Below are 22,978 nucleotides of genomic sequence, written 5' to 3'. Positions count from 1 at the left end.
CTCGAAGGTCAGGAACGGCATCTGCGGCACCCCGCGCACCCGCGCCGGCACCCCGTGCCGCCGCGCCAGCCCGGCCAGCCCCTCCTGCAACCGCGTCCCGAGCGTACGGACCCGCGCCAGCAGCGTCCCGTCCGCCAGCCGGTCCATCGTCGCCAGCGCGGCGGCCATCGCCACGGTGTTGGAGTAGAAGGTGGACGAGATGTGGGTCCGGCCCACCATCGCCATCACGTCGGCCCGGCCGGTCAGCGCCGACACTGCCCAGCCGTTCGCCATCGCCTTGCTGAACGTCGCCAGGTCGGCCCGGACGCCGTACAGCTCCTGCGCCCCGCCCAGGGCCACCCGGAACCCGGACCGCATCTCGTCGAAGACCGCCAGCGCGCCGTGCTCGTGCGCGAGGTCGACGGCCCCCTGGAGGAAACCGGGCTCGGGCGCGTCGAGTTCGAACGGCATCAGCAGCAGGCAGGCCACCTCGCCGCGGTGGCGCCGGAAGACCTCCCGCAGGCTGTCCAGGTCGTTGTACCGAAAGGTGTCCACCTGCGTCCGTACGGTGTCCGGGATGCCGCCCGGCCGCTGCGCCGCCCAGTCGTGCCACCCGTTGTAACCCCAGCGCACGACCCGGTCCCGGCCGGTGAACGCGCGGGACAGGCGCACGGCCGCGCTGGTCGCGTCGGAGCCGGTCTTGAGCAGGAACACCCGCTCGGCGCCCGGGATCACCTGGACCAGCCGCTCGGCGAGCTCGATGTGCGTCCGCTTGCGGAGCGTGATCGAGAAGCCCTCCTCGATCTCCCGGAGGGCGGCCTCGGTCACCGCCGGGTCGGCGTGGCCGAGGATGATCGTGCCGTAGGCGAGGATGTAGTCGAGGTACTCGTTGCCGTCGGCGTCCCAGACGCGGGCGCCCCGGGCGCGTTCGCCGTAGACGGGGTAGGCGCCGTCGACGAGCCGGTCGCGTTCGATGACGTAGTCCTTCTCGGACAGCGTCGCGTCCACGAGCCGGCCGCGGGCCAGCAGCTTCATCGAGTTGTCGAGCGGGAGCGCCCCGGCGGGGGCGGTCCGGCCGGTTCGGCCTGTCGGGCCCGTTCGGCCCGTCGATTCGGTCGGGTCGGTCGGGTCGGTCGGTTCGGTCACGGCGTGGTCCCCTCCACGGCCGGACGTCCGCTGTCCGTCCGGCCCGCTCGTCGTGTCGCCTGGTCCGTTCCTGGTGCCTGCCGCGTCCGTTGACCGCGTCCGTACGGCCCGTCCGCCGGCCCGGCCGCGCTCACGGGCGGCCCCCCCCGCTCACCGGCGGCCCCGCCGCCCCCGCGCTCACCGCCCGCCCGGCCCGCACCGGGCCCCGCGGACCAGCCGCCCGGGCAGCGCCCCGGTCGGCTCCCCGTCGCGGAACGTGATCTCGCCCGCGACGATCGTCGCCGCGTACCCGTCCGCCTTCTGGATCAGCCGCCCGCCGCCCGCCGGAAGGTCGTGGACGAACTCCGGCGAGCGCAGCGCCAGCCGGTCGAAGTCGATGACGTTGACGTCCGCCCGGTAGCCGGGCCGCAGCAGCCCGCGGTCGCGCAGCCCGTACAGCCGGGCCGGCTCCCACGTCTGCTTCCGGACGACGAACTCCAGCGGCAGCCGCGCTCCCCGGCTCCGGTCGCGCGCCCAGTGGGTCAGCATCGACGTCGGGGTGCTGGCGTCGCAGATGAGCCGGCAGTGCGCGCCGGCGTCGCTCAGGCCCAGGACGGCCTGCGGGTGGAGCAGCATCTCGCGGATCGGGTCGAGCGTGTACTCGGCGTAGCCCAGCAGCGGCCGGAAGATCATGCCGCTGGTCTCCTCGGAGGCGAGGAAGTCGTAGATCAGTGCCTCGGGGTCCCGGCCGGTGCGGCGGGCGAGGGCGTCGAACGACCGGTCGGCCGCGGGCTCGTAGTCCGGCCCGGTCGCGTCCATCGGGAAGTGCCGCTCGTAACCGCGGGGGAACAGCGCCGAGCGGGGGTCGGCGTGCTCGGGGAGCTCGCCGAGGATCCGCTCGCGCAGCGCCTCGTCGCGCATCGCCGCCCGGCGCTCGGGCGCGGGGAGATGGGCGATCCGCTTGTAGGACGGGCGTTTGTGGAACGGGTGGGTGGAGTCCAGGCTGATGACGACGCTGAACGGGCGCCCCGCCACCTGCGGATGGAGGTCCGCGCCGGCCGCCACCGCGTCCTCGGCGACCTGGAGCAGCTCCCGCCAGCCGTCCGGGTCGTTGTCGTTCTGGAAGAGACCGAACGTCACCGGGCGGCCGACCGCCGCCGACAGCCGCCGCATCCAGGTGATCTCGCCGAGCGGGTCGTCGACCTTCTCGCCGCCCGCGCCGAGCGGCACCAGCTGGAACACGCCGGTTCCGGCCTCCCCGAGCACCCCGCCCAGGGCGAACAGCTCGTCCTCGGCGGCGAAGGTGCCGGGCACCGGGTCGCCGGTGATGGCCAGGTGGGTGAGGGTGCGGGAGGTGGAGAAGCCGAGGGCGCCGGCGTCGATCCCCTCGCGGGCGAGCGCGCACATCCGCCGCAGGTCGTCCTCGGTCGGCGGCTCGTTCGCGGCGCCGCGGTCGCCCATCACGTACGCCCGCAGCGCGCCGTGCGGCACCTGCGCGGCGACGTCCAGCACGCGCGGGACGCGCTCCACCGCGTCCAGGTACTCGGGGAAGGACTCCCACTCCCAGGTGATGCCCTCGGACAGCGAGGCGCCGGGGATGTCCTCGACGCCCTCCATCAGGCCGATGAGCCAGTCGTGCCGGTCCGGCCGGGCGGGCGCGAATCCGACCCCGCAGTTGCCCATCACCACCGAGGTGACGCCGTGCCAGCAACTGGGCGTGAGCAGCGGGTCCCAGCTGACCTGCCCGTCGAAGTGGGTGTGGATGTCGACGAACCCGGGGGTGACGATCCGCCCGCCGGCGTCGAGCTCCGTCCGGCCGCGGTCCGGCACCCGCCCGACGCGGGTGATCACTCCGCCGTCGACGGCGACGTCGCCGCGGCGGGCGGGGATGCCGGAGCCGTCGTACAGCGTGCCGTCGCGAATGATCAGGTCGTGCATCGGGGTCCGGCCTCCTGGTGCGGTGCGAGCCGGTGGCCCGCGGGGGCGAAGAGCAGGTTCTGGTACGCGTAGTGGTCCCGCGGCCGGTGCGGCACCGGGGTGCCGTCGCGCAGCTCCCACGGCGCGTAGCCGGCGGCCGTCAGGGTGTCGACCAGCGTGCGGCTGGGCGGCGCGCCCGCCACGTCGAGGTCGCCCACCTCCAGCGAGACGACGGGCCGTGGCCCGGCCAGCAGCTCGCGCATCCCGGCCAGGACGTGCGCCTCCGCGCTCTCCGCGTCGATCTTCACGAAGTCCGGGACGACGCCCTCGGCGCGCACGTAGTCGTCCAGGACGACCGTCGCGGCCGTGAACGGCTCGGACGGGATCCGGGCCCGGACGACGTCCGGCAGCCGGGCCTCGAACGCCGAGTTGTAGGCGCTGTAGCCGAGGCCGTGGTCGTGGAGCACCAGCTCGTCCCGGCGCGACCAGACCGCCGCCGGCACCACCCGGGCCTGCGGGAAGCGGCCCGCGTTCCGCCGCAGGACGGTGAGCGTGGACGGCGTGGGCTCGAAGGCCAGGACCGTCCCGCCGCGGCCGGTCAGCGCGGCGGCCAGCACGGTGTAGTAGCCGATGTGCGCGCCGACGTCGAACACCGTCGCGCCGGGGCGCAGATGGGACAGGAGGAAGGCCGTGAGGTCGTAGTCGACGAAGCCGCGGCGGTGGAGGGCGACCGACACCTCCTCGGGGAGCGCGATCGTCATCTCCTGGCCCCAGAAGGTGCGCGTGGTCGAGAGCCGGCCCTCGCCGCGGTGCCGCCGTCGGCGCAGGGCGCGGGTGCTCGGGTACGACGTCCGGACCGGGTGGCGCAGACGTTGCGCGAACCCGCGGAGCCCGGCCGTGCGTGCCCGCCGGTCGAGGGCGGCCCGCCAGGCGGTCCGGTCGGTTGTGGTCATGGGTCCGGGCGCTCCAAGTCCTCTGTGAATGCGGGATGTTCGTGCCGTTCGTGGTGGTCCGGGGGCTCGGTCACGGGTATCGGCGTCCGGGGCTCGCGGCCGTCCGCGGCCAGCCGGGCCAGCTCGGCGTCCACCATGATCTGCGCGAGCCGGTCCACGGGCGTCCGCGCGGTCCAGCCGAACGCCCGGCGCGCCTTGCCCGCGTCGCCGACCAGCGCGTCGACCTCCGTCGGGCGCAGGTACGCCTCGTCGTAGCGCACGTGGCGGCGCCAGTCGAGGCCGACGTGGGAGAAGCAGTGCCCGGCGAACTCCCGTACGGTGGAGCCGATCCCGGTGGCCAGCACGTAGTCGTCCGGCCGGTCGAGCTGGAGCATCCGCCACATGCCCTCGACGTACTCCGGGGCGTACCCCCAGTCGCGGACGGCGTCGAGGTTGCCGAGGTAGAGGTGCTTGTCCAGGCCGGCCTTGACGCGGGCCGCCGCCCGGGCGATCTTGCGGGTCACGAACGTCTCGCCGCGCCGGGGTGACTCGTGGTTGAAGAGGATGCCGTTGACGGAGAACAGCCCATACGCCTCGCGGTAGTTGCGGGTCATCCAGTAGCCGTAGAGCTTGGCGGCGGCGTACGGGCTGCGCGGGCGGAAGGCGGTCAGCTCGTCCTGTGGCGGCGGCGCGGCGCCGAACATCTCCGACGACGACGCCTGGTAGTACCGGATGTCCCGGCCCTGGTCCCGGGAGGTCATGAGGACGGCCTCCAGCAGCCGCGTCGTGCCCATCCCGGTGATGTCGCCGGTGTTCTCCGGCTCGTCGAAGCTGACCCGGACGTGCGACTGGGCGGCCAGGTGGTAGACCTCGTCCGGCCGGATCCGGCCGAGCAGCGTCACCAGGCGGCTCGCGTCGCGCACGTCGCCGTAGTGCAGGATCAGCCGCCGGCCGACGTCGTGCGGGTCGCGGTAGATGTGGTCCAGGCGGCGGGTGTTGAAGGTCGAGCTGCGGCGGACGATGCCGTGGACCTCGTAGCCCTTGTCCAGCAGGAGCTCGGCGAGGTAGGAGCCGTCCTGCCCGGTGATGCCGGTGATCAGTGCCCGTTTCACGGCGCGCCCCCGGGGGCCTGCCGGCCGGGCGGCGTCTCGCGCCCGGCCACCGGATCCGTCATGTCGGTGCACCGTCCTTCTCGGAGGGCACGTGCTCCAGGGGCACGTACCGGGGGTTGAACCGCTCGTGGACGTACACCCGCCCGGCGCCGCCGCACTCGATGACGTACTCCTTGCTCACGCACGCGGGCTCCGCGCCGCCCAGCGGCCAGACGCCGCGGGACACGGCGATCGGCTCCCTGGTCAGCGCCAGCCCCAGGGCCTTGAGGTAGGGGCCCAGTAACTCGTCGTCGGGGGGCACCAGCCGGCCGTTCTGCCGGGCCGCGATCACGACGCGGTTGACGCTGATGACGTCGAGGGCCGGGGTGAGGATCCGGGACCGCCGGTCGACCACCAGGGCGTCGGGCGCGGCGCCCAGGACGTGGCACCCGATGTGCCGGACCCGGCCGGCGCGCACCTGCCGCTGGTGGTCGACCCGTACGCGCAGCCGCTCGCCGATGAGGGCGTCGAGCAGCACGGTCGTGGAGCCGTCCGCGCACACGAGCATCCTCGTCTGCGGTGGGGCCGAGGAGAATTCCCCGAGCCGTCCCGTCATGTCACCACCGCTTCATGAAATACATATAAAAGACCGTAGAGTGCGCCGTACCCGCCGAAGAATTGCATCTTCGGACAATCAGCCGCCAAAGCAGGCTATGAGCCCGGGAAGTGACGGGTCAAGCGGCGCTCCATCGCGGAAACTTGTGCGGTCGCACGCCCCCGGGGCGACGAGGGCATGAATTCGCTCCGGGGGCTCTTCCGGCTTCCGGGATAGGTGATTCGGCTTGCCGGGGGCGGGAGTTCGTGTGGTCTCATGGGGGCGCGCGGACGGTCGGCGAGGGGGTGGTGAGCGAATATCGCGTGCGGTCTTCTTGTCTGTTGTGCTGATTAACGACGGTGGTCGCGGACCGTGAATCCGATCCCCCCGTTCGCGGAATTCGCCCGAGTCCCCGACCGGAAAGGAAGCGCCATGCCCGGAACCCTCTCCCGGACCACCGTCGGCATCGTCGGCGCGGGCCCGGCCGGCCTCATGACGTCCCACCTGCTGGCGCGCGCCGGGATCGACTCGGTGGTGGTCGACCACCGCACCCGGGCCGAGATCGCCGGCACCCAGCGGGCCGGCATCCTGGAGGCCGGCAGCGCCCGGCTGCTGACCGACACCGGCGTCTCCGACCGGGTGCGCCGCGAGGGCCGGCCGCACGCCGGCATCACCCTGCGCTTCGGCGGCGAGAGCCACCGCGTCGACTTCCACGCCCTGGTCGGGGAGAACGTCTGGCTCTACCCGCAGACCGACGTGTTCGCCGACCTCGCCGCGGCGCGCGAACGCGACGGCGGGGACGTCCGCTACGGCGTGACCGGCACCCGCGTCACCGACCTGGCCACGGACCGCCCCGGCATCCTGTTCACCGACGCCGAAGGCGTGGCACGGGAGGTGCGCTGCGCCGTCCTCGTCGGCGCGGACGGCTCCCGGGGAGTGTGCCGGGCCGCCGTCCCGGAGGCGGCGCGCACGCACTTCTCCCGCACGTACCCCTTCGCCTGGTTCGGCGTCCTCGTCCAGGCCCCGCCCAGCGCCGACGAACTCGTCTACACCCACTCCGCGCGCGGCTTCGCGCTCGTCAGCCGGCGCACGGAGTCCGTCCAGCGCCTGTACTTCCAGTGCGACCCCGACGAGGACCCGGCAGCCTGGGGCGACGACAGGATCTGGGCGGAGCTCCAGGCGCGGGTCCGCGGCGCCGACGGATTCGCCCTCGCCGAGGGCCCGGTGCTCGACCGCTCGGTCCTGCGGTTCCGCAGCTTCGTCTGCGAACCCCCGCGCCACGGCAACATGCTGCTCGCCGGCGACGCCGCGCACACCGTCCCGCCCACCGGCGCCAAGGGCCTCAACCTCGCCCTCTCCGACGCCCGCCTCCTCGCCGAGACGGTCGAACGCGCCCTCGCCACGCGCGATTTCGGGCACCTCGACGCCTACGGCCCCCGCGCCCTGCGCCGCGCCTGGCGGGCCCAGCACTTCTCCTACCGGATGACGACGCTGCTGCACCGCCTCCCCGACGCCAGCCCCTTCGACGAGCGCCGCCAGCTCGCCGAACTCTCCGTCCTGGTCGGCTCGGAGGCCGCGTCGGCCCACCTCGCGGAGGGGTACACCGGGCTGCTGCGATGATGACCGGGGCCTCCGCGCGCGGTCACCTCAACGGTCCGTCCGTGAGCGGAGGCGCGTCAGGAGGAGCGCGCCGCAGGCCGCGGCGGCGGGGGCGAGGAACCACATCACGTAGGCGTGGGGGAGCAGCCAGGCGAGGCCGGCGCTGAGGGCGAACCACACGCCGACGGACCAGGAGGCTCCGGCGTCGTGGCGGGTGGCGGCGGGGTCGTCGGTGAGCAGGCCGGCGGCGACGGAGATCTCCTTCAGGACCGCCTCGCAGCAGACCATGGCCGCCATCGTGCCGGCGAACAGGGTCTGCGCCGTCGGGTTGCCGATCGAGGCGCCGGCGACCGCCGTCGGGAACGGCAGGAACGCGACCAGCAGCAGGAACGGCGCGTGCCAGAACGCGAACGCCCCGGACAGCCGGCGGACGCGGTCCATCAGCTGGTGGTGGCGCCGCCACACCGACCAGAGGAGCCCGAACGCCAGCGCGAACGCCACGTAGGAGCCCCGTTGGTCGACGAGGAAGTCCCACAGCGCCCGCCCGGACCCGAGCTGTTCGTCGTCCGGGTGCTCCAGATCCACCGCCAGCAGCGTCATCGCGATCGCGAAGATCGCATCGGTGAAGAAGGCCAGCCGCTCGGGGGTGAGCCCGGCCTCGGGTCGCTCGGGGGTGAGCCCGGCTTCGGGCCGTGCGTCGGTGCTCATGAGGACTCCCTGTCGTCGGGATCTTCGACGTGGCTCGGGGGCGGGCCCTGGAACGGGCCCGACGGGCCGAGGGCCGGGTCGGGCCGGTCGCCCCCCCGGCCGGGCAGGCACCGTCTCGCCCTACCCGGCCCACCGGGAGAACAACCGGAATACACGGCAATAAGCTGACAAGGGACCACGTGCGCCCCTGTGAGAAGATCGGCCGATGCACCGGATGCCGCGTACCCCCACCCTGGCCGCGCTGCTGATCGTCGGTACGGTCGCGCCAGCCGCGTGCGCGCGGCCCGCCCCCGCGCCCGCCGTCCGCGAGGAGCCCGGAGGCCGGCCGGGAACGGCGGCGGGACCCCGCCCGACGGCCCCCGCTCCCTTGGAAGTTCCGCACGGCGGGGCGACGCCGAGCGCCACCGCCGCGCCCTGCCCGCGCGAGGGCCTGCGCGTCACGGTCGGGCCCGTCGACGGCGCCATGGGGCTGCGCAGCATGGCCGTACGGCTCGACAACTGCGGCACCGCGCCCCGCACCGTCGAAGGCCACCCCGGACTGCGCGTTCTGGGGGAGAAGGGGGAGGCGCTGGACGTCGCCGTGCACGACGACGCCACGGCCGTCGCCCGCTCGGGCGTGCCGAACACCCCGGCCCGCCCGGTGACCCTGCGCCCCGGCGCGGCGGCGGTGGCCGTGGTCCTGTGGCGGAACACGTACGACGACACCCGTCGTCCTCCGCTGCTCGGCCGACGACTGGAGGTGACTCCCGCCCCTGGTGTCCGCGCGCAGACGGTCGAACCGGAGGGCGGAGTGGATCTCGGCAGCACGGGCAAGCTGGCGGTCGGCGCGTGGAAGCCGGCGGGTTGAAGGGCCCTGAGGTGGAGAGGTGTTCGGGCGTCGAACCTCCGCGCTGACGGCCGGTGCCCCCGCCGGCGGACGTTCGCTTTCGTCAACTACCTTCCTATTGACGCCTGTTGATCTCTGTCCGGAGTGCGCCGTCCGGCGGACCGCTCCGCCGTGAGCCTCCCGTGCTCCCCGCGCCCCGCCCCACGGTCGCATCGCGGAGGCGGCGTCGGGCACCCGCGCGGTACGGGCGCCGCAGGACGGGCCCCGCGGAGCCGGGAGCAAGCCGGGAGGAAGGAGCAGGCTCATGGCCGGAGATCGCGGACGACCGCCGCGCAGGAAGCACCGCACCATCGGGACGATCGGGCACCGGGGGCATGGCAAGACCACGCTGGCCGTCGCGGCGGGCAAGGCCGCGGCGAAGGCGTACCGGCAGGACGCCGGCGCCGTCGAGCGGATCGTGCAGGCCGCGGGCAGCACCCGGGCCGCGCTCGCCCCGCACACCACCCACAGCGCGTACGCCACCCCCACGTGCCACTACACCCACTTCGACACCTCGGCCCGCCACGTCGGCGACCTCCTCGGCCAGGCGCCGCTCGACGGGGTCGTGCTGGTGGTGTCGGCGCTCGGCGCCGTGCCCCCGCAGGCCCGGGAGCACCTGCGCCTCGCCCGCGGGGCGGGGGTGCGCCGGTTCGCGGTCTTCCTCAACAAGTGCGACGCGCTCGCCGACCCCGAGGAGGCCGGGACGGCCGAGGACGGGGTCCGCGCGCTCCTGCGCGAGCAGGGGCTCGACGACGACCGGGTGCCCATCGTCCGCGGCTCCGCCCTCCAGGCGCTGGCCGGCGACCTGTTCTGGGAGGCGTCCGTCATCGAGCTGATGGAGACCCTGGACGCGCGCATGCAGGCGTGAGACGACGCGGCGCGCCCCCGCCGCCGTCAGCCCGCGAAGCAGAAGACGCACCCCTCCAGCAGCGGCAGCGAGCTCAGCACCCGGTGCCGTACGCACGAGGCCGTCGCCGCCTCGTCCGGACCGGGGAAAGAGTCCGCGTCGGCCCGGGCCGCGGCCGGGTCGAACGCCTCGACCAGCTCCCGGAACCGGCGCAGGTACTTCTCCGCGAACGGCGGAAAGTAGTCCAACTCGTCCCAGCGGTACCGCCGCAGCGCCAAGTCGACGACCCGCAGGACGAAGTCCTTCGCCGCCACCCGCTCCCCGTCGGTCCGCCCCCAGTCGAGCTCCGCCAGGTCGAAGCCGACGGCGCCCCGCCCCATGACCGACTGGTCCTGCCGGGCCAGCAGGGCGGCGAACCGGTAGTCCCACGGCCGTTCCGCCAGTGCGGACACGGCGAGCGTGAGCACGTCGACGAAGACCGCCGTGCCCCCGTTGGACAGGAACAGGCCGTGGTCGTCACCGGCGTGGAAGACGTTGCCCATCCCCTCACCCTACGGTCGGCGACGGGAATCCGGCTGCGCGGGTGCGGGCGGTGCGGGCACCATGGCTGGGTGCCCGAACTGCTGTGGAACGACGTCAGGAACCTCTTCGACCCCGACCTGATGGGCGCACTCCCCGACCTGACCGTGCCCGGCACCTCGGCCGAGGACTGGCAGGCGGTGTTCGACCTGGTCCGGCCGGGCGGCTGGGACGGGGAGTTCCGGGTGGGCGGCGCCCCGGCACCGCTGCCGTCCGCCGCGGCCGTGCTGTCGCGCCCGTCGGACGCGGACACGGCCGAACTGCACGTACGCCCGGTGCCGCACGTCACCTTCATCTTCCGGCCGATGACCGCCGACGAGATCGACTTCGACGTCGACCTCCGGGAACTCCAGGGGCAGTCGGGCGTGGACACCCTGTGCGGCGTCCTCCGTACCATCGGCCGCCGGCTGGGCAAGCCGGTCACCATGAGCACCGGAGGGAACTACGCGAACCCCGTGCTCGGCTACGACCCGGTGGCCGACCGCGTGCGGCCGCTGGTGGACCCCGAGTCGTTCGAGCTGCGTCCCGCCGGGGAGTTGAGGGAGCCGCGCGCACGGTAATTCGCGCGCGGCTCCCGGCTCCCTCGCCTACCGTGCGGTCATGGTGAACTTCGTACTGGTGGCGGGCGCCCAACTCGGCGCCTGGGCGTGGGACGACGTGGTGCCGCACCTCCGCGCGGCCGGGCACGACGCCCGTCCGCTGACGCTGTCCGGCCTGGCCGAGAAGCGGGGGATGCCGGCGGGGCAGCAGACCCACGTCCGGGACATCGTCGACGAGATCGAGCGCCGGGACCTGCGCGACGTCGTCCTCGTGGGACACAGCTACGCCGGGATCCCGGTCGGCCAGGCCGCCGGGCGGATCGGCGACCGGCTGCGCCGCGTGGTCTTCGTCGACGCCGAAGTCCCGGCCGACGGCGTGCCGTTCGTCTCGGCCTGGCCGGACGGCGGCGCGGCGGTGCTGAAGGAGATCGCCGAGCACGACGGCCACCGGCCGGTCGCGCCACCCTCCCACTACGCGGGCCACGGGCTCACCGACGAGCAGATCGCCCGGATCGTCGACGGCTCGACACCCCACCCCGGCACCACGCTGTCCGAACCCGCCGTCCTGCCCCGGCCCCTCGCCGAGCTCCCGGGGACGTACGTCGTCTGCCTCCTCGCCGGCGCCGAACCGAGCGACCGGGCAGCCGAGTTGCTCACCGGCGAGCGCTGGCGGCGGGCCGACCTCGACACCGGCCACTGGCCGATGTTCTCCCGGCCGCGCGAGCTGGCGGCGGTCCTACTCGACGTGGCCGAGGCGGCGTGACGCGGGCTCGTGCCGCGCCGCCGGTCTCTTCTGACCCGTGGCGGCCTCAGCGGACCAGCGGCGCGGCACGGGTCACGAACTCCTCTATCGCCCGCCGCGCCTCGGCGTCCCGGGCGTCCCGCCCGCTCTGGTCCCGGGCGTTCGAGATCTCCCACGTGCACGCGTAGGCGCGCTCGGCCGCGGCGTTCACCCGTGGGTCGTCGGTGAGCAGCCGGACCCGGTAGAGCGCCTGCCGGGCCGCCGTGCGGCGCCGGTGGGCCTCGTCCCGGGCGGCGATGTACGCCTCGCCGCCCGGGTCCTCCTGCCCGCTGTACCAGCGCTCCGCCTGGCCGTGGCGGTAGTCCTCCACCGCCTCGGCGAACGTGCTGTACGTCGTCATGCGCTCCCGCCGCAGCGCTTCCGACCGCGCGAACGCCTCGCCGCGCACCGCCACCCGGCGCTGGAGGACGTACGTCATCAGGGAGCCGAGCAGCGTTCCCGCCACCGCGACGGCAGTTGTCCATAGGGCTTCCACCGGGACAGCTGATCACGCGTGGGACCGGCGTGGCCATGGGGCCGCCGCACCGTGACCATTCCGGTCACCGCCGACGGCCCGCCGTCAGTGCCCCGCGGCCGCGAAGAACGTCTTGGCGGACGTCAGGGCGGCGGTGTCGCGCCGGATGTCGCCCGGCCGGTTGCCGTGCCCGACGAGCGAACCGCCCCAGCGCATGCCCAGGTACTCGGCGGACAGCCGCAGGGTGCCCAGCAGCGGGTCGGCGAACGCGTCGGTGTCATGGCTGGTGGTGGTGACGGCCCACATCGTCTTGTCCCGCATCCGCTCCCGGAAGCGCAGCTCCCGGGTGTTGAGCCAGCCGCCCCAGTGGTCCAGGTAGAGCTTGGTGGACGCGGACACGCTGTACCAGTACAGCGGCGAGGCGATCACGAGGTCCGTCGCCTCGAACGTGGCGTCCAGCAGCAGCTTCTCGTTGCCCGCGGGGACGTCCCGGGTGCGCCCGTCGACGTGGCGCAGGTCGTCGAACGCGGGCAGCGGCACGTCGGCGAGCCGCAGCCATCGCCGGCCCACCTGCGGCGGCAGTTGGTCGGCGGCGTGCCGGGCGAGCGCTTCGGTGTTCCCGCCGGTGCGGGAGCTGCCGAGCAGGAAGAGGAAGCGCCGGTCGGTGTGGTCCATGGTGATGTGCCCCCTGGGTGTGCCGGCGACGTGCCGGCGGCCGTGATCGTCGCGGCCCTCGGTGCGTCTGCAACGTCGTGGTCCGCGGTTCCATTCCGCGCGCGTGGCGGGCGGTTGCGGAGTGTTCGATGACAGGCATACACTCCCGAGTGTTCGATCATCGTTGAACACTCGTCGAAGGGTGGCTGTCATGCGCGTTGTCCGGTTCCAGGAGTTCGGCGGCCCGGAGGTCCTGGCGGTGACGCGGGCGCCGGCCCCGCGCCCCGGGCCGGGGCAGGTCGCCATCGATGTCGCGTACGCCGGCGTGAACTTCGCCGACATCAAGGCGCGGAGCGAGGGCTACCGGGTGCCGTCGCTCCCCTTCGTGCCGGGGCTTGAAGTGTCCGGCTGGATCCGCGCCGTCGGCGACGGCGTGACGGGGCTGGAGGCCGGCCAGGCGGTCGCGGCTCTCACCCCGGGCGGTGCCTACGCGGAGGCCGTCGTCGTCGACGCCGCCACCGTCTTCGCCCTGCCGGACGGCCTCGACCTGCGCACCGCCGCCACCCTCCCCACCGTCCTGCCGACCGCGCACGCGCTCCTCCACGAGGCGGGCCGGCTGCGCGTGGGCGAGACCGTGCTGGTGCAGGGCGCGGCGGGCGGAGTCGGCACGGTGGTGGGCCAGTTGGCCAGGGCCGCGGGCGCCGGGCGGGTGTACGGCGTGGTGTCGCGGGAGGCGAAGGCGGAGTACGCGCTCCGGCACGGGTACGACGAGGTGTTCGTCGGGGAGTTCGCCGACGGGGTCCGCGCCGCCACGGGCGGGCGGGGCGTGGACCTCGCGCTGGACCCGGTCGGCGGCGAGACGTTCCGGCGCAGCCTGGAGGCGCTCGCCCCCTTCGGCCGCCTCGTCTCCTACGGCAACGCGAGCGCGGCGGAGCCGTGGCGGCTCGGGCAGCCGGAGCTGTTCCCCGGCGCGGTCTCGGTCGCGGGGTTCTCGATCCTCACCCTCGCCGCCACGGCGCCGGACGCGCTGCGGGAGATCGCGGCGCGGGCGTTCCGGGCGGTCGCCGAGGGCGTCGTCCACCTGCCCGTCACGGCGGAGTTCCCCCTCGCGGAGGCGGCGGAGGCGCACCGTCTCGTCGAGACGCGCGCGACCACCGGCAAGCTGCTCCTGAGGGTGGCCGGCTGAGCGCCCGGCGGGCCGCCGTCACCTGCCCTTGTGCTGGTGCTGCTTCCGCTCCGCCGCGTGCCGGGCCTTCGCGACGGCGTCGTGGAGCTCGCCCTTGGCCTTCTGGAGGCGGCCCTCGGACTGCGTCCGCCGGTCGCCGGTCATCCGGCCCAGGGTCTCCTTGAGGCGGCCCTTCGTCTGGTCGGCCTTGGCCTTCGTCCTGTCCTTGGCGCTCATGTCGGCGCTGCCCTTCGCTTCGCTTGCAGAGGGTGGGGACGGACGGCGCCCGCCCCCGGCTTCCAGTGTCGGACGCCCCGGCGCGGCGTGCACGCCGTGGCCTTTCGCGCCGGCTCAGGACGGCTTCAGCGGGTCGTGGCCGATGCTCATCAGCCCGTGGCGCCACCGCGTCCCGCCGGCCTCCGGTTCCCGGTCCGGGCTCCGCCGGGAGCGGACGACGTCACAGACGCGCCGCATGACGCGGGCGTCCTCCTCGGTGAGGTCGGTGCGGCGCTTGGCCAGGATGTCCAGGACCCGCCGCCCGGTGGGCGGCCCGGCGCGGTCGGGCACCTCCTCGGCCCGTTCGCCCGCCGCCTGGACGTTCAGCCAGTCCTGGAGCTCGCGCGATGTCATGTTCACCGCCGTGTGGAACTCGTCCCACAGCTCGGTGTCCACGGTGCCGGACGCTGCCACGGTGCTGCCTCCTCATGGCCGGAAAATGCCGTCGGGGCACGCGTTGCCGCTCGCCGGGCCGGTAAACGGCCCGTAGGAGATTCGAGAGGTGACGGCCGGCTCACACCCCCGGCGCGGGCCGCACGGTGATCCCGTTCCGCTCCAGGAGCGCCGCCGTGACACCGTCCCCCGGCACCAGCGCGCCGCCGAACGAGCCGTCGTACACGGCACCCCGCCCGCACGACGGGCTGCGCGGCATCAGCAGCGCCTCCGAGCACCCTCCCCGGCGCGCCGCCGCGAGCGCGCGCCGCGCCCCGGCCGTGAACTCCTCCGTCACGTCCCGCCCGGTGTCCTCGACGACGCGCGCCGTCCCGTCGAGCACGTCGTGCCCGTCGCCGCCCACCAGCTCCGCCGGCCGCCGCGGCGTCGGGAGCCCGCCCGCCACCTCCGGGCAGAACGCCACCACCCGCCGCCCGGCCACCGCCTCCCCGACCTCCGCCGACGCCTTGTCCCGCCCGTCGAACCGGCAGGGCACCCCTCGTAGACACGCGCTGACCAGGATCGCTTCCATACGGTCAGGCTAGCGGGACGCCGAACGGCGCTCGCCCGAGGGAGGTTTCAGGCCCCCACCTCGCCGTCGATACCCTCGCGCAAGAGGTCCGCGTGGCCGTTGTGGCGGGCGTACTCCAGGAGGACGTGGACCAACGCCATGCGCAGGGACACCCGCTGTTCCCAGCGGGGCTGGAGGCCCGTCGTGTCGAGGGACGCCGCCGCGCCCTCGACACGGCGGGAGTGTGCGACCTCCGCCTCCCAGGCGGTGAAGGCCTCGGCGCGGGTCGAGGCGGACGCGTCGTACGCCGCCTGGAAGTCGGTCCGGTCCGACCAGACCAGCGGCAGGCCGTTGTCCTCGAACACCCGGCGGAACCAGGCGCGTTCCACCTCGGCGAGGTGGCGGACCAGGCCGAGCAGCGACAGCGCCGACGGCGGCATCGAGCGGCGGCGCAGCTCGTCGTCGGTGAGCCCCGCGCACTTCCGGGCCAGGGTCGCGCGGTGGTAGTCCAGGTAGGCCCGCAGCGTCTCCCGCTCGTCGCCGGTGGTGGGAGGGGGGACGCGCTCGTCGGGGGTCATGTTGGCGCACTCCAGTTCGATATTGGTGTGGGGCAGGTCTATCCCGGCACGGCGGACCGCGCAAGGCCCGGCCCCCGCCGTCCCGGAACCGCCGGGCGGCCCTCTCGTTCTCAGGGCGCCAGATCATCGCCACTCGGGCCGGGGGAACGTCGGGGAATGGGTGTCAACCACGCGGAATGCCGGACCTGGGAGCGGCTCGGGAGCGAGGTGCTGTATCGCGGGGCGCACGTGACGCTGCACCGTGACCGCGTCGTCCAGCCGGACGGTGCCGAGGGGACGTACGAGCGCCTGACGATCGCGGACGGCGCGCGGGTCGTCGCCGTCGACGACGTGGGATGGGTGGCCCTGGTCGAGGACGCCTTCGCGCCGGTCGGGCGGAGGCTGCTGCACGTGCCGGGCGGGGGCGTCGCGGCGGGGGAGGACCCCGAGGCCGCGGCCGCGCGCGAGTGCGAGGAGGAGACGGGATGGCGGCCCGGCGCGCTCCGGCCGCTGGGCGTCTTCCATCCGCTGCCGTCCCGGACCTCGGCCGTCACCCACCTGTACCTGGGCACCGCCCTGCGCCCCGGCACCGTCCGGCGGGACCCGACCGAGGCCGGCATGCGCGTGTGCTGGATGCCACTGGACGAGGCGGTCCGCGTCGCCGGGACGGGCGCCGTCACGGAGGCGGGCACGGTGGTCGCGCTGCTCATGGCGGCACGGCTGTTGTCGGCCGGGGCGGGGTGAGTTTCGTCTCGTCCTGCCGGCGGACCGGCCGCCGACGGACGTCCGTCGTACCGCGAACCACCGCTTGCGCGCCGCCGGATGCCGGCCACCGCCCCGCCCGACCCGCCGGCGTGCCGCGGCCGGCGGGTCGGCGATGATCGTCCCAGGCCGCGCAACGGCCGCGCATCGAAAGGGAGTGGGACATGTCGTACTGGCTCGTCGCGGGCGGTGCCGGATTCATCGGCGGACACGTCGTCAGGGCCATGCGGGAGGCCGGCGAGCGGGTCGTCGTGGTGGACGACCTCTCGACCGGGAGCCGGGACGCCGTCCCGGACGGGGTCCCGCTCGTCGAGGCCAGTGTGCTGGACGCGGACGCGCTGGCCGGCGTCTTCCGCCGGTACCCGGTGGAGGGCGTGGTCAACCTCGTCGCCCGGACGCAGGTCGGCGAGTCCGTCGAACTGCCGCTGCTGCACTACCGCCAGAACGTCGAGGGCTTCCGGACGCTCCTCGCGGCCATGGACGACGCCGGGGTGCGCAAGCTGGTGTACTCCTCCAGCGCCTCCGTCTACGGCATGGTCGACGACGACCTGGTCACCGAGGCCACCCCCTGCGCCCCGATCAGCCCCTACGGCCAGACCAAGCTGATCGGCGAGTGGCTGGCCGCCGCGGCCCACCGCGCCCACGGGGTGGACTTCGTCAACCTGCGGTACTTCAACGTGGCCGGCGCCGCCGAGCCGCGGATGGCCGACGAACGGGTGCTCAACCTCGTGCCCATGGTCTTCGAGAATCTCACCGCCGGCCAGGCCCCGCTGGTGTTCGGCGACGACTACCCGACCCCGGACGGCACCTGCGTCCGCGACTACATCCACGTCGCCGACATCGCCTCCGCCCACCTCGCCGCCACCCGCTTCCTGCGCGCCCGGCAGGGCGTGGCCCGCACCTACAACGTCGGCCGCGGCGAGGGCCTTTCGGTACGCGAGCTGATCGCCGTCATCGGCGAGGTGACCGGCCACGACACCACCCCCGTCGTCACCGCCCGGCGGCCAGGCGACCCGGCGCGCGTCGTCGCCGACTCCTCGCCCATCGAACGGGAACTGGACTGGCGCGCCCGGCACACCGTCCGCGACATGGTCGCCTCCGCCTGGGAGGGCTGGTGCCTGCGCCACCCGCACGCCCGGCGCGGGGACGGAGAACGGGCCGTCCCCGCGGTCTGACGCGTACTCCGCCCTCCGTCCGCCCCGGGCAAGCGCCTCCGGCGGACGGCCGCCGTCACACCGGTACGGCCTCCACCAGCGAGAAGGTGCTCGGCGCCGGCAGCGTGGTCACGGACGTCAGCCGGAACCCCGAGGCGGCGCACAGCGCCGCGAAGTCCTCGGCCGTGCGCTCCCTGCCGCCGAGGGCGAGCATCATGGTGAGGTCGCTCAGGTACGGGCCGGGGTCCCCGCCGGCCGGGGCGGACCCCGGCGCCGGCAGCACCGGCTCGACGATCAGCAGCCGCCCGTCGTCCGGTACGACCCGGCGGATCCCGTCGAGGATGACGCCGCACCGCTCGTCCGTCCAGTCGTGCAGCACGCTCTTGAGCAGGTAGGCGTCGCCGCCCGCCGGGGCGGAGACGAAGAAGTCGCCGGTCTCCAGCGCACACCGGTCGGCCACCCCCGCCCGCTCCAGCCGGGGCGCCGCCTCCGCGAGCCCCGCCGCCGAGTCGTAGAGGATCCCGCGGAGCCCGGGGTGCGCGGCGAGGACGGCCGCCAGCAGGGTGCCGTCGCCCCCGCCCACGTCGACGAGGGTGCCGAAGCGCCCGAAGGCGTAGTGGCCGGGCAGGACCTCGGCCGTCGCCCGGGTGGTCTGGCTCATGGCCGTGTTGAAGGCGGCCGACAGCTCGGGGTCCTTCCGTATGTGGGTGAAGTAGTCGTGTCCGAGGAGTGCGTCGAAGACGGGACCGTCGGTCCGCAACCCGTCCTCCAGGTGCTCCCAGGCGCGGACCATGGCCGGGGTGGTGAAGACGCGGATCGTGGCGGCCATGCTCTCCGGATGGTCCGCGCGCAGCAGCGCGCCGGCCGGGGTGAGCCGGAAGGCGTCCGGCCGTACCTCGGCGACCAGACCGAGGGGGACCAGTGCGCGGAGCATCCGCCGGGTGGGCTCGGGCAGGGTCCCGCAGTGGGCGGCCATCTCCTCGGCGGTGGCCTCTCCGTCGCCGAACCGGTCCGCCACGCCCAGCCGCAGCATCGTGCGCAGCAGGTGCGCGACCGGATGGCCCCACAGCAGGGGCATGAGCACCGCCTGCGGCGGGGGGCCGGTGCGGCCGTCGTTCGTCCGGTCCTGTTCCGTTGCCATCCCTGGCTCCCTTCGGCAGGCCGCCGTCGGCGGCTGCCCGGGGAGACCGCGACGACGGGGTGAACGGTGTGCGCGTGGTCCGCGAGGCGGAGGCGAGGCAACCCTAAGCCGCGGTGATCGCCCGCGGCAATGGCCGGTGGGAGGGCAATCGGGCCGCGGGACGGGGACGCCGGCGACCCGTACGGACGAACCCGCCGCGCCGCCGACGCCCCGTCACACCGCGCACGGCCGCCGCCCGGAACGCCCGTACCCCCGCTTCGCATAGGCTGACCCCGCCGGAATCTCCCGCTCGACGGGAACGCCGGGGCCCGAGCCGCGGACGGAGCGGGCGGTGGTCGAAGTGAGGAGTGGATGTGGGGGACGTGGCGGTGGGCGCGCGTTCGGGGCAGGGCGGGCCGGAGGAGGAGCCCGTGGGGGCGGCCGACGGGACGGCCGGGACGGCCGATGAGGCCGGGAAGACGGGGAAGGCGAAGAAGAAGGCCGGACAGCAGCGGCCGTTCTGGAAGGAGCTGCCCCTCCTCGTCGTGGTCGCCCTGGTGCTGGCGCTGCTGATCAAGACGTTCCTGGTGCAGGCGTTCTCCATCCCCTCGGACTCCATGCAGGACACCCTCCAGCGGGGTGACCGGGTGCTCGTCGACAAGCTGACCCCCTGGTTCGGGTCGGAGCCCGAGCGCGGCGAGGTCATCGTCTTCCACGACCCCGGCACCTGGCTGAAGGACGAGCCGACGCCGGAGCCCAACGTGGTGCAGAAGGCGCTCAGCTTCATCGGGCTGATGCCGTCGGCCAACGAGAAGGACCTGATCAAGCGGGTCATCGGGGTCGAGGGCGACACCGTGGAGTGCAAGGGGACCGGCCCGCTGAAGGTCAACGGCAAGGCGCTGGAGGAGCCGTACGTCTTCCCGGGCAACACCCCCTGCAGTCAGGCTCCCGAGGGCCAGTTCAAGGTCACCGTGCCCAAGGACCGGCTCTGGGTGATGGGCGACCACCGGCAGAACTCCGCCGACTCCCGCTACCACCAGGACGAGCCGGGCAACGGCTTCGTGCCCGTCGGCAACGTCGTCGGCCGCGCGATCGTCGTGGCCTGGCCGATCGACCGCTGGTCCACCCTGCCCGTGCCCGACACCTTCGACCAGAAGGGCATCGGCAAGGCGGCCGCCGCGGCCCCCACCGCCTTCGCCTTCGTCGGCGCCGTACCGCTGGTGCTGCTGCGCCGGCGGGTGTCGGTGCGGCGCGCGGAGCGGCGCGGGTAGCGCGCAGCGGATACAGGGCGGACGCCGGAGGGCGCCCGGCCGCCGGGCCTCTTCGGTCCGCGGCCGGGCGCCCTCCGCGCGTCTCAGCGGTCCTGCGAGAGCGCGTACAGCTCCTGGAAGAGGCCGCCGGCCGTCACCAGCCGGTCGAACGTTCCCTGTTCGGTGATCCGGCCGTGCTCCATCACCACGATCCGGTCGGCGATCCGGGTGTTGTCCAGGCGGTGGGTGACGACGATGGTGATGCGGTCCTTGGCCATGTCCTTGAGCGCCTGGAAGATCAGGTGCTCGCCGCGGGCGTCGAGTTCGCTGGTCGGCTCGTCCAGGATGAGCACCGGCGGCCTGCGGTAGAGGGCCCGGGCGCAGGCGATGCGCTGCCACTGGCCGCCCGAGAGGTTGACGCCGCCCCACAGTTCGCGGGCGAGCAGCATGTCGAGCCCTTCGGGGAACTCCTCGACGGTCGGACGCAGTCCGACCAGGTCCACGGTCTCCCACACCCGCTCGTCGTCCCAGGTGAGGGGCTGGCCCAGGGTGATGTTCTCGCGGGCGGTGAGCGGCCAGTAGGCGAAGAACTGCGGGACGAGGCCGGTCCGCGTCCAGACCGTGTCCGGGTCGGCGGTCGCGAGGTCCACCCCGTCCCAGCAGACCGTCCCCTTGTCGGCGGTGAACAGCCCGGTCACCAGCCGCATCAGGGTGGACTTCCCGGAGCCGTTCTCGCCGACCACCGCGACGAGTTCGCCGCGGCGCAGCGTCAGGTCCAGGCCGTCGACGGCGGGCCGGGTCCTGTTGGGGTAGGCGTACGTGACCTTCTCGAAGCGGATCGTCTCCGGGTGGGCGGGGGCCGCCTCCCGGCCGCGGTTCGGGGCGAGCGCCCGGGTGCGGTCGACGAACCGCTTCCAGTCGCCGAGGTAGAGGGTGGAGTGGAAGAGGCTGGTGCAGTAGTGCACGACGTTGGTGAGGTTGCCCAGGGCGGCGCGTACGGCGACGACGGCCGTGGCGGAGACGGCGAACGACACCCGGCCGGTGACCGTCAGCCACAGCAGCGTGGTCCAGGCCAGCGTCAGGCAGGCGCCGCCGGCGACCGCCGCGAGGACGTTGACGCGCAGGCCGAGGCCCGCCGCCGCGACGATGCGCGCGTCGATGCGGTCGGAGACCGTCCGGTACCAGAACATCAGGTATTCCCGCATGCTGTTGGCCCGGACCTCGTCCGCCAGCCGCGGTGTGGTGACGTACCAGCGCATCATCCCCTTGACGTTGCGCCGGGAGACGTTGGAGTAGTGGGTACGGTGCTCGATCTTCGCCTCGGTGACCGCGCCGGCCCCGGACGGCACCACGGCCAGCACCAGCACCGGCAGCATCAGCGGGTGCAGGACGGTCAGCACGCCGAAGGCGGCGAGGAGCCGGATGAGCGCGGACATGAACGACTGCGCGTCGTGCAGCATCCGGTCGCAGCGGACCGCACCGGTCTCGGCCGCCTCGTGCTCGTCGGCGAAGTCGGCGCGGTTGAGCGCGGCGAGCTCCACCGAGACCACCGCCTCGACCAGGGCGACGTCGGCGGCCGTCATCAGCCGGGGTTTGAGCCGGCTCACGGACCAGGACGCCACCCCGTACGTGACGCGGGCGACGGCCGCGGCCACCGCCACGACGATCAGGGCCGGGAGGGCCTCGCGGATGCGGTCGGGCACCAGCCCGCCGCCGAGCACCGGCGTCATGGCCCGCGCCGTCGCCGCGAGGCCGACGGCCGCCGCCGTGCCGGAGAGCAGCTGACAGCCGACCAGGACCAGGACGTCGCGGCGGTCGACCTCCCAGGCCATGCGGGCGATCTGGGCCAGCAGGGCCGGGATGCGGGAGCACAGCTGGAAGAAGGACGCGTCCTCGAACGCGTCCCGGAGCCCGGCGTCGCGGCATCGCACTTCCTTCGGTTCGGGCAGGGGCGGGCGGGACGGCGGGCCGGACGGCCCGTCTGCCGCCCGCGGGGGCCGGGACGGGTCCGCCGTCCGTTTGAGCCCGGGGTCGGTCGTCACGATTGGTGCTCCCTCCACTCGTTCGGGTGCCGTTTCCGGCGGTCCCGTGACCAACTGCGCCAAACGGGGGAAGGACACGGCGGCGCCCGAAAGCGGGCAAGCGCCGCGAAGTACGTCAATGCGCCTTGATGAGCGGACCGTTGACGATGACGGTCGTTCTCCGGACTAACTCACACGAAAGGGTGAGGGTGTGATTGCGTCCGCGACGCGGAGGGGCCCGGGGGCGCCGTCTCGGCGTCCTCGGGCCCCGGGTGGTCACTCTTCGCTCATCCCGCCGTCACCGCCGGCTCGCGCTCCGCCGCCGGCCGCGCGTCACCCGACTCCAGGCCCGGCCGGTGCAGGTCGAGCGCCGGGGACTCGGAGCGGATCTTCGGCAGGGACGGGAAGTTGTGCCGCGGCGGCGGGCAGGAAGTCGCCCACTCCAGCGAACGGCCCCAGCCCCACGGGTCGTCCACCTCGACCTTCGCGCCGTACTTGGCGGTCTTCCAGACGTTGTAGAAGAACGGCAGGAACGACAGCCCGAGGAGGAAGGACCCGATGGTGGACAGCGTGTTGAGCGCCGTCCAGCCGTCGGCCGCCAGGTAGTCGGCGTACCGGCGCGGCATGCCCTCCGCGCCCAGCCAGTGCTGGACCAGGAACGTCAGGTGGAAGCCCACCGTGAGCGTCCAGAAGGTGATCTTGCCGAGCCGCTCGTCCAGCATCCTGCCGGTGAACTTCGGCCACCAGAAGTGGAATCCGGCGAACATCGCGTACACGACCGTGCCGAAGAGCGTGTAGTGGAAGTGCGCGACGACGAAGTACGAGTCCGAGACGTGGAAGTCGAGCGGCGGTGCGGCCAGCAGGACCCCCGTCAGACCGCCGAAGACGAAGGTCATCAGGAAGCCGGTGGCCCAGAGCATCGGGGTCTCGAAGGACAGCGAGCCCTTCCACATGGTGCCGATCCAGTTGAAGAACTTCACCCCCGTCGGGACCGCGATCAGGAAGGTCATGAAGGAGAAGAACGGGAGGAGGACACCACCGGTC

The 22,978-nt window shown here is 74.0% G+C and carries 25 protein-coding genes; 9 read left to right on the top strand and 16 right to left on the bottom strand.

The window, feature by feature from the left end; translation table 11 throughout:
- From JNW98_RS03360 to JNW98_RS03340, 5 genes are all read right to left on the bottom strand, one after another.
- Positions 1-1,125: aspartate aminotransferase family protein (locus JNW98_RS03360; protein WP_223766541.1), on the bottom strand; the 1,125-nt coding region annotated here is incomplete at its 3' end.
- 177 nt (positions 1,126-1,302) lie between these two features.
- The gene (locus tag JNW98_RS03355) at positions 1,303-3,042 is read right to left on the bottom strand and encodes an N-acyl-D-amino-acid deacylase family protein (protein ID WP_223766540.1); all 1,740 of its coding nucleotides are present in this window, start codon (positions 3,040-3,042) and stop codon (positions 1,303-1,305) included.
- Entirely contained in the window at positions 3,030-3,974 is a 945-nt protein-coding gene (locus JNW98_RS03350) for an FkbM family methyltransferase (protein ID WP_223766539.1), read from the bottom strand. Before JNW98_RS03350 ends, JNW98_RS03355 begins: the two co-directional genes overlap by 13 nt.
- Positions 3,971-5,065, bottom strand: a complete 1,095-nt coding sequence (gene gmd / locus JNW98_RS03345; protein WP_223766538.1) for a GDP-mannose 4,6-dehydratase — start codon at positions 5,063-5,065, stop codon at positions 3,971-3,973. Before gmd ends, JNW98_RS03350 begins: the two co-directional genes overlap by 4 nt.
- 58 nt (positions 5,066-5,123) lie before the next feature.
- Positions 5,124-5,660, bottom strand: coding sequence for a hypothetical protein (locus JNW98_RS03340; RefSeq protein ID WP_223766537.1), 537 nt, complete (start codon positions 5,658-5,660; stop codon positions 5,124-5,126).
- 411 nt (positions 5,661-6,071) lie between these two features.
- On the opposite strand from JNW98_RS03340, the gene JNW98_RS03335 reads away from it, so the two are divergent.
- The gene (locus JNW98_RS03335) at positions 6,072-7,259 is read left to right on the top strand and encodes a 4-hydroxybenzoate 3-monooxygenase (protein ID WP_223766536.1); all 1,188 of its coding nucleotides are present in this window, start codon (positions 6,072-6,074) and stop codon (positions 7,257-7,259) included.
- 27 nt (positions 7,260-7,286) lie between these two features.
- On the opposite strand, the gene JNW98_RS03330 is transcribed toward JNW98_RS03335, so the two are convergent.
- On the bottom strand, positions 7,287-7,946 hold the full coding sequence (locus JNW98_RS03330) for a TMEM175 family protein (RefSeq protein WP_223766535.1): 660 nt from the start codon (positions 7,944-7,946) through the stop codon (positions 7,287-7,289).
- Positions 7,947-8,151: 205 nt separating this feature from the next.
- On the opposite strand from JNW98_RS03330, the gene JNW98_RS03325 reads away from it, so the two are divergent.
- The gene (locus tag JNW98_RS03325) at positions 8,152-8,793 is read left to right on the top strand and encodes a DUF4232 domain-containing protein (protein ID WP_223766534.1); all 642 of its coding nucleotides are present in this window, start codon (positions 8,152-8,154) and stop codon (positions 8,791-8,793) included.
- 283 nt (positions 8,794-9,076) lie between these two features.
- Entirely contained in the window at positions 9,077-9,679 is a 603-nt protein-coding gene (locus JNW98_RS03320) for a GTP-binding protein (RefSeq protein ID WP_223766533.1), read from the top strand.
- Between the two features lie 26 nt (positions 9,680-9,705).
- On the opposite strand, the gene JNW98_RS03315 is transcribed toward JNW98_RS03320, so the two are convergent.
- The gene (locus JNW98_RS03315) at positions 9,706-10,200 is read right to left on the bottom strand and encodes a hypothetical protein (RefSeq protein ID WP_223766532.1); all 495 of its coding nucleotides are present in this window, start codon (positions 10,198-10,200) and stop codon (positions 9,706-9,708) included.
- Between the two features lie 69 nt (positions 10,201-10,269).
- On the opposite strand from JNW98_RS03315, the gene JNW98_RS03310 reads away from it, so the two are divergent.
- Positions 10,270-10,797: a hypothetical protein gene (locus JNW98_RS03310; protein WP_223766531.1), complete on the top strand. Its 528-nt coding sequence runs from the start codon at positions 10,270-10,272 to the stop codon at positions 10,795-10,797.
- A 40-nt stretch (positions 10,798-10,837) separates the two neighbouring features.
- The gene (locus JNW98_RS03305) at positions 10,838-11,539 is read left to right on the top strand and encodes an alpha/beta fold hydrolase (RefSeq protein ID WP_223766530.1); all 702 of its coding nucleotides are present in this window, start codon (positions 10,838-10,840) and stop codon (positions 11,537-11,539) included.
- A gap of 46 nt (positions 11,540-11,585) precedes the next feature.
- Here JNW98_RS03305 and kilB read toward each other — a convergent pair whose 3' ends face one another.
- Together kilB and JNW98_RS03295 are read right to left on the bottom strand one after the other, a co-directional pair.
- The gene (gene kilB / locus JNW98_RS03300; RefSeq protein ID WP_223766529.1) at positions 11,586-12,053 is read right to left on the bottom strand and encodes a plasmid transfer protein KilB; all 468 of its coding nucleotides are present in this window, start codon (positions 12,051-12,053) and stop codon (positions 11,586-11,588) included.
- A gap of 84 nt (positions 12,054-12,137) precedes the next feature.
- Positions 12,138-12,707, bottom strand: a complete 570-nt coding sequence (locus tag JNW98_RS03295; protein WP_223766528.1) for a flavodoxin family protein — start codon at positions 12,705-12,707, stop codon at positions 12,138-12,140.
- A gap of 190 nt (positions 12,708-12,897) precedes the next feature.
- Between JNW98_RS03295 and JNW98_RS03290 the strand changes: the two genes are divergently transcribed.
- Positions 12,898-13,872, top strand: a complete 975-nt coding sequence (locus JNW98_RS03290; protein WP_223766527.1) for a quinone oxidoreductase family protein — start codon at positions 12,898-12,900, stop codon at positions 13,870-13,872.
- Positions 13,873-13,890: 18 nt separating this feature from the next.
- Here JNW98_RS03290 and JNW98_RS03285 read toward each other — a convergent pair whose 3' ends face one another.
- The 4 genes from JNW98_RS03285 to JNW98_RS03270 form a co-directional block, all read right to left on the bottom strand.
- Complete coding sequence (locus tag JNW98_RS03285; RefSeq protein WP_223766526.1) at positions 13,891-14,088, bottom strand: CsbD family protein; 198 nt, start codon at positions 14,086-14,088, stop codon at positions 13,891-13,893.
- Between the two features lie 114 nt (positions 14,089-14,202).
- Positions 14,203-14,541, bottom strand: coding sequence for a DUF3140 domain-containing protein (locus tag JNW98_RS03280; protein WP_223766525.1), 339 nt, complete (start codon positions 14,539-14,541; stop codon positions 14,203-14,205).
- 100 nt (positions 14,542-14,641) lie between these two features.
- Entirely contained in the window at positions 14,642-15,091 is a 450-nt protein-coding gene (locus JNW98_RS03275) for a 2-thiouracil desulfurase family protein (RefSeq protein WP_223766524.1), read from the bottom strand.
- A 47-nt stretch (positions 15,092-15,138) separates the two neighbouring features.
- Complete coding sequence (locus JNW98_RS03270) at positions 15,139-15,648, bottom strand: DinB family protein (protein WP_223766523.1); 510 nt, start codon at positions 15,646-15,648, stop codon at positions 15,139-15,141.
- A 156-nt stretch (positions 15,649-15,804) separates the two neighbouring features.
- Here JNW98_RS03270 and JNW98_RS03265 point away from each other — a divergent pair, with 156 nt between their 5' ends.
- Both JNW98_RS03265 and galE read left to right on the top strand, forming a co-directional pair.
- Positions 15,805-16,371: an NUDIX domain-containing protein gene (locus JNW98_RS03265; protein ID WP_223766522.1), complete on the top strand. Its 567-nt coding sequence runs from the start codon at positions 15,805-15,807 to the stop codon at positions 16,369-16,371.
- A gap of 182 nt (positions 16,372-16,553) precedes the next feature.
- A complete protein-coding gene (gene galE / locus JNW98_RS03260) occupies positions 16,554-17,564 on the top strand; it encodes a UDP-glucose 4-epimerase GalE (RefSeq protein ID WP_223766521.1) in 1,011 nt (336 codons plus the stop codon).
- Between the two features lie 55 nt (positions 17,565-17,619).
- Here galE and JNW98_RS03255 read toward each other — a convergent pair whose 3' ends face one another.
- Positions 17,620-18,684, bottom strand: coding sequence for a methyltransferase (locus tag JNW98_RS03255; RefSeq protein ID WP_223766520.1), 1,065 nt, complete (start codon positions 18,682-18,684; stop codon positions 17,620-17,622).
- 353 nt (positions 18,685-19,037) lie between these two features.
- Between JNW98_RS03255 and lepB the strand changes: the two genes are divergently transcribed.
- Positions 19,038-19,934 carry a signal peptidase I gene (lepB, locus tag JNW98_RS03250; RefSeq protein WP_223766519.1) on the top strand — a complete coding sequence of 299 codons (897 nt, stop codon included), beginning with the start codon at positions 19,038-19,040 and terminating at the stop codon, positions 19,932-19,934.
- Positions 19,935-20,017: 83 nt separating this feature from the next.
- Here the strand turns inward: lepB and JNW98_RS03245 are convergent, their stop codons facing one another.
- Together JNW98_RS03245 and JNW98_RS03240 are read right to left on the bottom strand one after the other, a co-directional pair.
- A complete protein-coding gene (locus JNW98_RS03245) occupies positions 20,018-21,844 on the bottom strand; it encodes an ABC transporter ATP-binding protein (RefSeq protein WP_372459154.1) in 1,827 nt (608 codons plus the stop codon).
- A gap of 377 nt (positions 21,845-22,221) precedes the next feature.
- Positions 22,222-22,978: cytochrome c oxidase subunit I (locus JNW98_RS03240; RefSeq protein WP_223766517.1), on the bottom strand; the 757-nt coding region annotated here is incomplete at its 5' end.

It is taken from the genome of Streptomyces huiliensis, from assembly GCF_020037025.1.
Classification (GTDB): Bacteria; Actinomycetota; Actinomycetes; order Streptomycetales; family Streptomycetaceae; genus Streptomyces; species Streptomyces huiliensis.
The sequence above is the reverse complement of the archived record's forward strand: the minus strand, read 5'-3'. Positions and strand labels throughout refer to the sequence as shown.